The organism is Burkholderia sp. BCC0398 (assembly GCF_902833245.1).
GTDB classification, from domain to species: domain Bacteria; phylum Pseudomonadota; class Gammaproteobacteria; order Burkholderiales; family Burkholderiaceae; genus Burkholderia; species Burkholderia sola.
In genome coordinates this window covers 201,944-214,056 of sequence record NZ_CADFEM010000004.1, presented here as the reverse complement: position 1 = coordinate 214,056, position 12,113 = coordinate 201,944, and the positions used below count along the sequence as shown (strand labels likewise).

At 68.8% G+C, this 12,113-nt stretch carries 6 protein-coding genes; 3 read left to right on the top strand and 3 right to left on the bottom strand.

Annotated features, from left to right (window positions below):
• Positions 1-8: 8 nt before the first annotated feature.
• Positions 9-530, top strand: a complete 522-nt coding sequence (locus tag HWX76_RS10215) for a GNAT family protein (protein ID WP_089489434.1) — start codon at positions 9-11, stop codon at positions 528-530.
• A 28-nt stretch (positions 531-558) separates the two neighbouring features.
• Here the strand turns inward: HWX76_RS10215 and HWX76_RS10210 are convergent, their stop codons facing one another.
• From HWX76_RS10210 to HWX76_RS10200, 3 genes are all read right to left on the bottom strand, one after another.
• A complete protein-coding gene (locus HWX76_RS10210; protein WP_124631076.1) occupies positions 559-1,248 on the bottom strand; it encodes a hypothetical protein in 690 nt (229 codons plus the stop codon).
• A gap of 123 nt (positions 1,249-1,371) precedes the next feature.
• Positions 1,372-3,615, bottom strand: a complete 2,244-nt coding sequence (gene pbpC, locus HWX76_RS10205; RefSeq protein ID WP_176015773.1) for a penicillin-binding protein 1C — start codon at positions 3,613-3,615, stop codon at positions 1,372-1,374.
• An 11-nt stretch (positions 3,616-3,626) separates the two neighbouring features.
• Complete coding sequence (locus tag HWX76_RS10200) at positions 3,627-9,677, bottom strand: MG2 domain-containing protein (protein ID WP_050012793.1); 6,051 nt, start codon at positions 9,675-9,677, stop codon at positions 3,627-3,629.
• Positions 9,678-9,987: 310 nt separating this feature from the next.
• Here HWX76_RS10200 and HWX76_RS10195 point away from each other — a divergent pair, with 310 nt between their 5' ends.
• Together HWX76_RS10195 and HWX76_RS10190 are read left to right on the top strand one after the other, a co-directional pair.
• Entirely contained in the window at positions 9,988-10,494 is a 507-nt protein-coding gene (locus HWX76_RS10195) for a sugar dehydrogenase complex small subunit (RefSeq protein WP_050012792.1), read from the top strand.
• The gene (locus HWX76_RS10190) at positions 10,494-12,113 is read left to right on the top strand and encodes a GMC family oxidoreductase (protein WP_089489433.1); all 1,620 of its coding nucleotides are present in this window, start codon (positions 10,494-10,496) and stop codon (positions 12,111-12,113) included. The genes HWX76_RS10195 and HWX76_RS10190 overlap by 1 nt, the downstream gene beginning before the upstream one ends.

The following is a 12,113-nucleotide window of genomic DNA, read 5'->3' as shown; positions in this document are numbered from 1 at the left end:
ATCGACTCATGAACCGGATCCTGCTGAATCGCGTCGCCCGGTCCGACGCCGCCGATCTGATCGCCGGCAACCGCGCGAACCGGAGCCATCATCTGCCGTGGGTCGATTCGTTCATCGACCAGGCCGGGTTCGATCAATGGTTCGCCCGCTGCCTGACGGGGCCGAACGTCGGATTGGTCGCGCGCGAGCGGGCGTCGGGCGCGGTGGTCGGCGTGGTGAATCTCAACGAGATCGTCGGCGGGGTGTTTCAGAGCGCTTATCTTGCGTACTACGGAATGGCGGATTTCAGCCGCAAGGGGCTGATGACGGACGCGTTGCGCGCGGCGATCGACGTCGCGTTCGGCGAACTCGGGCTGCACCGGCTCGAAGCGAACATCCAGCCCGGCAACCATGCGTCGATCGCGCTGGTTCGACGGCTCGGTTTCCGGCAAGAGGGATTTTCGCCGCGCTATCTGCGCATCGGCGGCGAATGGCGCGACCACGAGCGTTGGGCGTTGCTGGCCGACGACGCGCACGAAGCCGGCGCCTGACGGTCGATTCTCGTCCCCCTCGCATCGCTTACAGCGGATGGGCGGCCCCGGCCTGCTGCAACAGCGACACGGCCACCGGATCCGGCAGTCCGTTCGAATCGATCGCCCCGGCTTTGCCCAGCGCGACGAGATCGCTGTCGACGCCCGGTTGCCCGACCACGAACGACGTGGTCAGGAACGCCGGCGCGGCGAGCGTGACCGCATAGCGCTGCTGCAGGTTCGTCACCACGGCCGATTGCGCGGCCTGCACGGTGTCCGGGCTGTTCATCGCCCGCTGGTAGCGCAGGGTGCCCTGGAAATTGCCGATCAGCCCGGCCGTGTTCGTCCCGAGTTGCGCCGCGAGATAGACGAGCATCAGCTCGGTCTCGGGCGTTGTGTTGAAGGTGCCGCCCGCATAGGCGAGCGAATGCAGGCTCGCGCCGCCCGACGCCACGGTGATCACGCATGGCAGCGCCGCGTTGAGCGTCACATGGTAGTTGCCGCCGCCGTCCGTCAGCGTCGTTGCCGAGCCCGCCGCGCAGTTGACCGTGACTTGCGCGCTCGCGAGCGCGTCGCCCGTCGCGGCCGTGCCCGACAGCGAGACGGTTTGCGTGTTGTCGTTGAAGCACGCGTCGACGCCGAAGCAGGCCTCGCCGTTGCAGGCGGGGAGGGCGGCGAGCGTTGCGACGCACAAAACGCCCAGCGCGGGGCGGGTGAAGCGCGTAAGGCGAATGTTCATGGTCGCGGGCAATCCGAGAGAATGAGGCAACCGGTGCGCGTGGGGGAATGCGGCGCTGTTGTCATTCTATGTCGTGATCCGGGGAAAGCGAATACGGCCGGCCGATAAGACCGCCTCACCGCCTCACCGCTTGCGCGCACCCGGCTTCGCGAACGCGCCGCGCACCTCGAAGCCGATCGCGTCGGCGACGTTGCCGCGCGCATCGACGAGTTCGAGCCGGTGTCGGCCCGGCCACGGCAGCCACGCGACGCGATCGGCATGGCCGATCACCTTGTCGTCGAGCCGCCACGCGAACTTCGTCGCGTGCCCGGCCGATCGCTCGAACCAGATCCGCTGGTTCTTCGGCGGAATGTCGGGGTCGATCGCGAAGATCGTGCCGTCGGTCGGCGCGCCGATCGTCAGCGGCGCACGCGCACCGTCCTTGCCTGGCGCGACGGGCGCCGCGAGCCGGATCGTGTCGACCGCCGTGCCCGCGATGAACCATTCGTTGCGGGCCGGCTCGATGTCGCGCTCGAACGCGATGCGGCGCGTCTCGACGCCGGCCGGCGCGCGCGGCGCACGGCTCGGCAGGTCGCGATGCAGGTAGCCGACGACGGCCGACCACACGGGCGACGCGCCCGTGACGCCCGACACGTCCCACATCGGCGAGCCGTCCGCATTGCCGACCCACACGCCGACCGTATAGCGCGACGTGAAACCGATCGTCCAGTTGTCGCGCATGTCCTTGCTCGTGCCGGTCTTGACCGCCGAGAAGAAGCGCGTCGCGAGCGGGTTGTCGAAGCCGAACGTGCGCACGCGTGCGTTGTTGTCGGACAGGATGTCGGTGACGACGAAGCTGGCCGCGTCGCTGAACACGCGCGTGCCGGCGTCCATCCGCGCGGGCGCCGAGGCGCCGGATGCCGGCGTCGGCGCCGTGGCGGGCAGGTCGACGACCTTGCGCGCGACGCCGCCGTTCGCGAGCGCGCGGTATGCATTGGTCAGCGACAGCAGCGTGACGTCCGCACTCCCGAGCGCCAGGCTGAAGCCGTAGTAATCGCCTTCCTGCGCGAGCGGCAGGCCGAGCGCGGTCAGCGTGCGCGCGAAGCGGTGCGGCGTGACGAGCACCAGCGTGCGCACGGCCGGCACGTTCAGCGAGCCGCCGAGCGCGCTGCGCACGCTCACCCAGCCCTTGAAATCCTTGTCGTAGTTCTGCGGAATGTAGAGGCCGCCGCCGGCGGCGAGGTTGATCGGCGCGTCGTCGAGCAGCGACGCGGCAGTCAGCCGCTTCTCGTCGATCGCCTGCGCATAGAGGAACGGCTTGAGCGTCGAGCCGGCCTGGCGCGGCGCGAGCACGGCATCGACGTCGCGCGCGCTCGACAGCGCCCCCGACGAGCCAACCCACGCGCGGATCTCGCCGGTCGCGTTGTCGATCACGACGACCGCGCCGTCCTGCACGTTGCGCCGATGCGCGGGTGCGTTCAGTTCGGTCAGCGCGCGCATCAGCGTGTCGCGCGCGAAGCGCTGCAGCGGCGCATCGAGCGTCGTGCGGATCTGCGCGCCGGCCGCCGGCTTGACCTCGGCCGCGATGCGTCGCGCGAAATGCGGGGCGAGGGCGGCGCCGTCGTCGCGTACGGCGTTGGCCGGGCGCGCGGTGACGAGCTGCACGTAGCCGTCGAGCGATGCGCACGCCTGCGCGGCCTGCATGTCGCGCAGGATCCGGCACGCGCGTTCGGCGATCTTCGCGGGCGCCGCGTTGGGCGCACGCACGAGTGCGGCGGCGATCGCGGCCTCGCGCGCGTCGAGGCCCGACGGCGCCTTGCCGAACAGCACCTGCGACAGCGCGCCGAGCCCGATCGTCTCGCCGCGAAACGGCACCAGGTTCAGGTACGCCTCGAGGATCTGGTCCTTGCGCCAGCTGCGTTCGAGCCACAGCGCGTTCACGGCCTGCGTGGCCTTTTGCGGCAGCGAGCGCTGGCCCGAGCGGCGCGGCGAATCGCTGAGCAGGCCCGCGAGCTGCATCGTCACGGTCGACGCGCCGCGCGTGCGCTCGTTCCACAGGTTGCCCCATGCCGCGCCGGCAATCCCGCGCCAGTCGACGCCGCTGTGTTCGTAGAAGCGCTTGTCCTCGGACACGACGATCGCCTCGCGGAACGCGGGCGATACGTCGGCGAGCGACACCCAGTCGCCGCGCCGTTCGGTGCGGTCGATGCGCGTACGCTGCAGCGGCGTGCCGTCGCGCGCGAGCAGCACCCAGTCGGAGCTGCGCCAGTTGCGGCGCACGTCGTCGTAGCCGGGCAGCGCATGCGCGACGAGCGGCGCGGCCAGCACGACGGCGACGAATACGCGGCCGGCGAAACGCGCCGGCCGCGGCAAAGCCAGATCGATCATCGCTTGCCCGGTTACTTGCCCGCGTCGGCCGGCTTCACGGTCATCGGCGGGTTCGGCCACAAACCGTACACGGACGGCGCATACAGCGCCTCGACGCGCGTCGGCGGCAATCCGAACGTGCCGACGTTGTTCAGCCGCACCGTGTACTCGACCGAGAATTTGCCCTTCGGCAAATAGTCGTAGTACGCGCGATAGCCGTCGAAGTCGCGCTCGATGAACGCCGGCCACGCGCCGTCGGGGGTTTTCTCGCCCTGCGTCGCGGCTTCGGAATCGCGGCCGAGGCCCGACCCGAGGATCGTCGCGCCGGCCGGAATCGGATCGTTGACGGCGACCCACGTCATGTCGCTCTGCGCGTCGATGTCGAGATGGACGCGCACGACGTCGCCGCGCGTGAGCACACCCTTGACGGCTGGCGACACGGGCGTGACGGTTTTCGTGATCCGGTAGCCGGCCGCGAACGGCGCGCGCAGCGGCACCGCCGCGAGGCTTTCGACCGTGGCCCACGGGCGGCCCGTGCCGTCCTGCGTGACCGACAGCGTGGCCGGCCCCTGCGACGCACGCGGCCACGGCATCAGCACGCTGCGCGCGGCGGCCGCGCGGGTCGCCGGCGTGGCCGACGCAGGCGCATCGGCGGGCGCGGCCGATGCCGCTTGCGACCACGAGATCGAACGCTCGTCGCCGCCCAGCGCCACCTTCGTCGCGCCGGCGACCGGCGTGCTCTCGTAGGTCCGCGAGAAGCGCTCGACTGCGAGCAGGCCGAGTGCGTTCGACGTCGTCGTCTGCCATGCGCCTTGACGTTGCAGCGCGAGCAGGCCGGCGGTCACGCGCGGCATTTCGTCCTTCCATGCCGGGTCGCCCGCGAATTCCAGCGCGAGGCGCGCGGCGTTGGTCTCGTTGCTGGTCATCAGCCACCACAGGTCGTCGTCGCGCGCGGTCGAGAACACGAGTTGCGTGCCCTGGTAAGTCAGGCGCGCCCGCAGGATCTGGTCGACCTGCGCGCGTTTCTCGTCGCGTTGCGGGATGTCCTTCACGCGCGTGAGGATCGCGTGATAGTCGATCACCGCCGAGGTCGGCCACTGGTTCGGCGCGATCTCGATCGAACCGAGCATGCGGCCCTGCGCGGCGCCGTAGCGCGACAGCGCCTCGATCGCGGCGAGCTTGCGCAGGTCGCGATCCTGGCGCGGCGCCCACGCGTTGCGCTCGAGGCGGCCGTCGACGAAGCGCGCGAGCCCGGCCTCGAGCTGCGTGCGCAGGTCTTCCGGCAGCGCGAAGCGCGGATCGAGGCGGCTGGCTTCGTCGGACACCACGAGAAGATACGACGACAGCGTCGGGCTGCCATGATGCGAATCGTCGGACGACGGCGGGAAGTAGCTCGCCAGCCCGTCGCTGTCGAGATAGACGGGCATGCGCGCGATCAGCGCCTGCCATTGCGCGGGGTCGCGCAGCCCGATCGCACGCGACGTCTGCTGTTCGAGGCAGCGATACGGATAGCGTTCGAACCAGCGCCGCACGCCGGGCAGGCCGTCGGCGAGCTTCGACTGCAGCGACACGGCGATGCCGCCGCGCGGCACGCCTTGTGCGTTGCTCACAGCGCCGGCCGGGGCCGCGACGGGCACCGTCAGCGTGCCGTCGACCTGCGCGAGCGTCGCCTGCTGCACGGTCACCGGCAGCGCGGGCACGACCTTCTGCGCGACGGCCAGCGCGTCGGACGCGCGCTTGCCGCCTTGCTCGGCCGCCTCGATGCGCCAGTTCAGCGCACCGGCCGCATCGAGCGCCTGTTCGGGCACGGTGATCGTCCACGCGACCTCGGTCGCCGCATTCGCGGCCAGCGACACGGTTTGCGGTGCGACGTCGAGGCCTGTCACGCGCGGCGTCACGACGACCTGCATCGCGCGGTCGGTCGTGTTGCGCAGCGTGACCTGCGCACGGAACGCGTCGCCTTCGCGCACGAGCGGCGGCAGGCCGGAGATCAGTTGCAGATCCTGCGTGCTGCGGATCGACGTGCTGCCCGTGCCGAAACGGTCGGGGCCGACCGCCGCGATCGCGACGATCCGGAAGCGCGTGAGCGCGTCGTTCAGCGGCACCTCGACGGTTGCGCTGCCGTTCGCGTCGAGCGTCACGCGCGGGTTCCACAGCAGCAGCGTGTCGAACAGCTCGCGGGTCGGTGCGCTGCCGCCCCCGCCGCCGGCCGGCACGGCTTTGCGGCCGAAGTGGCGGCGGCCGACGATTTCCATCTGCGCGGTGGCCGTCTCGACGCCGTACGCGCGCCGGCGCAGCATCGCGTCGAGCAGGTCCCAGCTGTTGTTCGGCATCAGTTCGAGCAGCGCCTCGTCGACGGCCGCGATCGCAATCTGCGTGCCGGCCGGTGCCGGCTGACCGTTCGGCAGCGTGACCTTCACGTGCGCCTGCGCCTTGCTGCGTACCGTGTAGCGGGTCGCGTCGGTCGTCACGGTCACGCCGAGGCGATGAACGCCCGTGCCGACCTTGATCTCGCTGAGGCCATAGCGGAACGCGGGCTTCGACAGGTCGACGAACGCGGTCGGCGCCTCATAGTGGCGGCCTTCGCGCCAGAACGCGCGCGCCCATTCGACCGGCGCCTTCCAGCCCCACGTGAAGAACGAGTACCACGGCACCTCGCGAATCCGCCCGCGCAGCGCGAGTACCGACACGTAGACGTTCGGCCCCCACGATTCGCCGACCTTCAGGTCGACGGTCGGGTTCTTGCCGTTCAGCTCGACGATGTGCGTTTCCATCACGCCGCCGCGCTCGACCGCGACGAGCGCGGTCGCGTAGCGGAACGGCATGCGCACCTGGAAGCGGGCCGTTTCGCCCGGTTCGTACGACGTTTTCTCGGGGATCACGTCGATCCGGTCGGTGTTGTCGCCGCCGAACCAGAGCTCGTCCTCGCGCGTGACCCATACCGACGTCGACGCATTCGACGTTCGGCCGTCGCCGTCCTTCGCGACCGCGATCAGTTGCACGTTGCCGGCCTGCTCGAGCGTCGCGTCGCAGGCCATGCGGCCCTTGTCGTCGGTCTTGCCCGAGCACAGCACGCCGAGGTCGCGCGTATCGCTCTTGTTGTCGTACGCATAGAAGCCGCCGACCATCCGCTTGCGCGACGACGTCGTGATGCGCGCGACGCCCTTGATCTCGATCGGCACCGACGCGCGCGGCTTGCCCTGCAGGTCGACCGCCAGCGCCTGCACCGGCACGCGCTGGCCGACCGACACCCAGCGGCCGGCCTTGATGCCGGCCACCACCGCGGCCGGCCACAGGATCGTGTCGCCGCGGATCGTCTGCACTTCGCCGTTCGGGTCCGCGAACGTCGCCTCCAGCGCGATACGCTTCGGTGCGTCGACGTCGGGCAGGCCCTTGAGCGTGACCGAGCCCGCGCCGTTGCGGTCGAGCGTCAGCGGCAGCTTGTCGGCGATCAGCTTCGTCGCGTCGGGATCGTTGCTCGACGCCGCCGCCGACGCGTTGTCGCCGTCCTGCGCATCGTCGTCGGCATTGCCGTCGCTCGTGTCGGGGCGATACGGCGTGAAGCTGAAATCCTCGAAACGATCCGCGAACGGCGGCGATGCCCACTTCATCAGCGCCGACACCTGCACGGGCAGGTTCGATGCGCCGCCGCCCGACACGTAGTCGATCTGCACCGCGAGCGGCGCTTCCTTCACGGCGACGAGCGGGCTCTTCTGCGCGTCGCGCGCGCCGATCGAGCCTTTCAGCACCGGCAGGCGGAACGCCTCGACGCGGAAGCTGCCGCTGTAGTAGGTGGCGCTCGGCGCATCGTCCGGGCCGCCTTCGAGCTCGACGCTGTATTCGCCGAGCTTCGCGGCGGCCGGCAGCGTGAACTGCGAATCCGCGCTGTGGTCGGCCGCCCACGTGAGCGGCAGTTTGTACGTCTGGCCGGTGCCGAGATGGCGGATCGTCACGCGCGTCGGGTATTGCGACGGGAACGCGAGGCTCTGCAGCGTCTCGGTGCGGATGAAATGCTTCATCGACACGGTTTCGCCGGCGCGCAGCAGCGTGCGGTCGAACACCGTATGCGCGCGCACGGTCGGCGCGCTGTCGGTGTCGGTCGGCACGTTGAAGCGCCACGATTCGATCCCGCGGTTCCAGCCCGAGCTGACGAACGCCATGTCGGGGCCCGTCTTCGGATCGTCGACGCGCGCCGACACGAAGTAGTCGCTAAAGCGCTGTTCCGACGAGCTGCATTCGCGCTTCGGCTCGAACGGTCCGTCGATCTTCAGCAGGCCCTGCGCGTCGGTCTTGCCGGCCGCGATTTCGTCGCCGTTGCAGTCCGACACGCGGATCTGCGCATTCGGCACCGGCTTGCCCTTGTCGAGCGTCGTGACCCACACGAGGTTGTTTTCGCGGCCCTGTTTCAGGTGCACGCCGAGGTTCGTGACGAGCACGGCGGTGCGCACGTACATGCTCGACGGCTTCGCGAGCAGCGAGCGGCCGAGCGCGGGCGACGCGAGTTCGAGCACGTAGAAGCCAGGTTTCTCGATCGGCACGCCGACCACTTCGAACGGGCGCAGCGCTTTCGGATCGGCCTTCGGCAGCGTCAGCACCTGCGCGCCGGGCTCGCCCGCGAGCAGCGACAGCGAGCGCACGTCGATACGGCGGTTCTTCGGCGCGGGCTGCTTTTCGCCGGCCTCGAGCGGCACGTAGACCGGGCGTTGCCCCTTGCGCTCCAGCAGGCCGGGAATCTGGTCGTCGACCGAGCCGGCCGTCATCGACCAGTTGTCGAAGCGATCGACGGTGCGCATCCATTGGCGGATCGCGGTGTCGTTCTCGACCTTCAGGTTCGCGAATTGCGCGCCGCCCGCGTTGAGGCCCGCGATATGCAGGTCGGCCTCGACGTTGCGCAGCGTGACGGGCACCAGCGCGGGCGTGCCGGGCTCGGCGAAGCGCTCGACGATTCCGAAGGTGCCCGACGAGAATTTCGCGAGCGGCGGCATCGGCGCGGTGCGCGTCGCGAGCGGGAACAGGTCCGCGTTGGACAGCGGCCGGTCGGTCACGTCGTGCAGGCCCGACGGCAGCTCGACGGTGAGAGCCGCCTGCGCGGGCAGCGGCGGGTTGAACGTGACGGTCGTCACTTCCTCGCTGTGATCGTCGGCCGCGAAGGTCGGCGACAGCGAACCGTCGGGGCCGCGCAGCTTGATCGCTTCGGCCTGCTTGCGCGCGATCGGCGCGTTGAACGACAGCGTGAGCGGGCGCAGCGGCGTGCAGGGCGCCTTCGCGTTCTCGCGTTCGCACGAGAAGCTCGCCGCGAACGGTGCGCGCACGGTGAAATCGAAGCGTCGTTCGGTTTCGTTCGCGATGCCGCTCGGGCTCGCGACGCCCTTGCCGTACACGAGCTGCATCTTCGCGCTCGCCGGCAGCGCCTGCGAGCACGACAGCGTCAGCACGCGCGCGGCCTCCTTCTTCAGCCCGAAATGATCGAGCAGCGCGTTGCGCGTCTCGTCGTCGGCCGCCGTGACGGGAATGCGGTTGCCGATGCCGGCCGCTTCGCACCAGATGTTCGCGAGCGCCGAACGCGGCTCGGCCGGGCCGTTCAGCTTCATCACGAAGACCTGCCGCTCCTCGATCTCGCGGGAGCCGGGGCGCACCGACACCGGGAACGGGCCGCCCGTCTGGAACGTGAAGCGACGCGGGCCGCTGACCGCATTGCCGGCGACCGAGCGCAGCGTGTCGTTGAGCGCGACCGAGCAGCGTACGCCGGGCGGCAGGTCGCTTTCGAAATCGTAAACCCAGGTCTTGTCGTCGAGCCAGTGGCCCGAGCCGCGCGCGGCCGTCGAATCGTTGCAGGTCACGCGCGCCGGATTCGGCGCAGAGGCCGAGCCGAACGCGACCATCGGTTCGTCGAACTTCACGACGCTCTGCCGGACTTCGGTGACGGTGCCTTGCGGCGACACGCTCACCGTGCGCGCCGCGCCCGCATGCAGCGACAGCGCGGCGGCGCCGCCGAGCGCCGCGACGGCGCCGATGCGCCAGAGCAGCCGGGTCGTGTGGTGGGTGTGGTTCGTTTCTTTGTTGTGCTTGTCGTGCTGCTTCATCGCTCGATTGCCCTCGGAGGGAAGCTTTCTGTTTGATTGCACGGGATTCTAACCGACCGCCGCGCGCGCGCAGCACGGCGTGCAGGTGCAGTGTGTGGTCGGCGCGCGACACGGGCGTGCCCGCGGCAGATTTGTCGCGCCGACGACACAAAATTGCAGCGAAATATCGATTGTCGCGGATTGCGGAACATTTAATGGACTATAAAAAGATTGTTCGATCCGATTTGTGCGCGTACATTTCAGGGCCGCGCCAATGTTTGAGAAATATCAAGCGTGGTTTTCCCGAATCCGGTGTTCGAGAGAAGGAAACATGCACAACGACAACACCCCCCAATCGCGTCGTGACAACGACGCAGCCGTAACCGGCATCACGCGGCGTCAATGGCTGCAGGGCGCACTGGCGCTGACGGCGGCGGGCCTCACCGGCTCGCTGGCGTTGCGGGCCCTGGCCGACGATCCGGCCACCGCGCCGCTCGATACGTTCATGACGCTTTCCGAAGCATTGACCGGCAAGAAAGGGCTGAGCCGCGTCACCGGCGAGCGCTATCTGCAGGCGCTGCAGAAGGGCTCGTTCAAGACGGCCGACAGCCTGTCGCAACTCGCCGGTGCGCTCGCATCCGGCTCGCTGAATCCCGACCAGGAATCGCTCGCATTGACGATTCTCGGCGCGTGGTATCTCGGCATCGTCGACAACGTCGTGATTACTTACGAAGAAGCATTAATGTTCAGCGTGGTGTCCGATACCCTCGTAATCCCTTCGTATTGCCCCAACAAACCCGGCTTCTGGGCCGAAAAACCGATCGAGAGGCAAGCCTGATGGCCGATACCGATACGCAAAAAGCCGACATCGTCGTCGTCGGATCGGGTGTCGCCGGCGCGATCGTTGCACACCAGCTCGCGATGGCGGGCAAGTCCGTGATCCTGCTGGAAGCCGGCCCGCGCATGCCGCGCTGGGAAATCGTCGAGCGTTTTCGCAACCAGCCCGACAAGACCGATTTCATGGCGCCGTACCCGTCGAGCCCGTGGGCGCCGCATCCGGAATACGGCCCGCCGAACGACTACCTGATCCTGAAGGGCGAGCACAAGTTCAACTCGCAGTACATCCGCGCGGTGGGCGGCACGACGTGGCACTGGGCCGCGTCGGCGTGGCGCTTCATCCCGAACGACTTCAAGATGAAGACCGTGTACGGCGTCGGCCGTGACTGGCCGATCCAGTACGACGACCTCGAGCATTACTATCAGCGCGCCGAGGAAGAGCTCGGCGTGTGGGGCCCGGGCCCCGAGGAAGATCTGTACTCGCCGCGCAAGCAGGCATACCCGATGCCGCCGCTGCCGTTGTCGTTCAACGAGCAGACCATCAAGAGCGCGCTGAACGGCTATGACCCGAAGTTCCACGTGGTGACCGAGCCCGTCGCGCGCAACAGCCGTCCGTACGACGGCCGGCCGACTTGTTGCGGGAACAACAATTGCATGCCGATCTGCCCGATCGGTGCGATGTACAACGGCATCGTCCACGTCGAGAAGGCCGAGCAGGCCGGCGCGAAGCTGATCGACAGCGCGGTCGTCTACAAGCTCGAGACCGGGCCGGACAAGCGCATCGTCGCCGCGATCTACAAGGACAAGACGGGCGCCGACCATCGCGTCGAGGGCAAGTATTTCGTGCTCGCCGCCAACGGCATCGAGACGCCGAAGATCCTGCTGATGTCCGCGAACCGCGATTTCCCGAACGGCGTCGCGAACAGCTCCGACATGGTCGGCCGCAACCTGATGGACCATCCGGGCACCGGCGTGTCGTTCTACGCGAACGAGAAGCTGTGGCCGGGCCGCGGCCCGCAGGAGATGACGTCGCTGATCGGTTTCCGCGACGGCCCGTTCCGTGCGACCGAAGCCGCGAAGAAGATCCACCTGTCGAACATGTCGCGCATCAACCAGGAGACGCAGAAGATCTTCAAGGCCGGCAAGCTGATGAAGCACGAGGAGCTCGACGCGCAGATCCGCGACCGTTCCGCGCGCTACGTGCAGTTCGACTGCTTCCACGAAATCCTGCCGCAGCCCGAGAACCGCATCGTGCCGAGCAAGACGGCCACCGACGCGGTCGGCATCCCGCGCCCCGAGATCACGTATGCGATCGACGATTACGTGAAGCGCGGCGCGGTGCACACGCGCGAGGTCTACGCGACGGCCGCGAAGGTGCTCGGCGGCACCGACGTCGTCTTCAACGACGAGTTCGCGCCGAACAACCACATCACCGGCGCGACGATCATGGGCGCGGATGCACGCGACTCGGTCGTCGACAAGGACTGCCGCACGTTCGACCATCCGAACCTGTTCATCTCGAGCAGCTCGACGATGCCGACCGTCGGTACGGTGAACGTGACGCTGACGATCGCGGCGCTCGCGCTGCGGATGTCGGACACGCTGAAGAAGGAAGTCTGA

Bases quoted from the DNA above. Each gene is read 5' to 3' on its own strand.
- HWX76_RS10190 (WP_089489433.1), top strand. From the start codon at position 10,494: ATGGCCGATACCGATACGCAAAAAGCCGACATCGTCGTCGTCGGATCG.
- pbpC (WP_176015773.1), bottom strand. From the start codon at position 3,615: ATGATCGATCTGGCTTTGCCGCGGCCGGCGCGTTTCGCCGGCCGCGTA.
- HWX76_RS10210 (WP_124631076.1), bottom strand. From the start codon at position 1,248: ATGAACATTCGCCTTACGCGCTTCACCCGCCCCGCGCTGGGCGTTTTG.
- HWX76_RS10215 (WP_089489434.1), top strand. From the start codon at position 9: ATGAACCGGATCCTGCTGAATCGCGTCGCCCGGTCCGACGCCGCCGAT.
- HWX76_RS10200 (WP_050012793.1), bottom strand. From the start codon at position 9,677: ATGAAGCAGCACGACAAGCACAACAAAGAAACGAACCACACCCACCAC.
- HWX76_RS10195 (WP_050012792.1), top strand. From the start codon at position 9,988: ATGCACAACGACAACACCCCCCAATCGCGTCGTGACAACGACGCAGCC.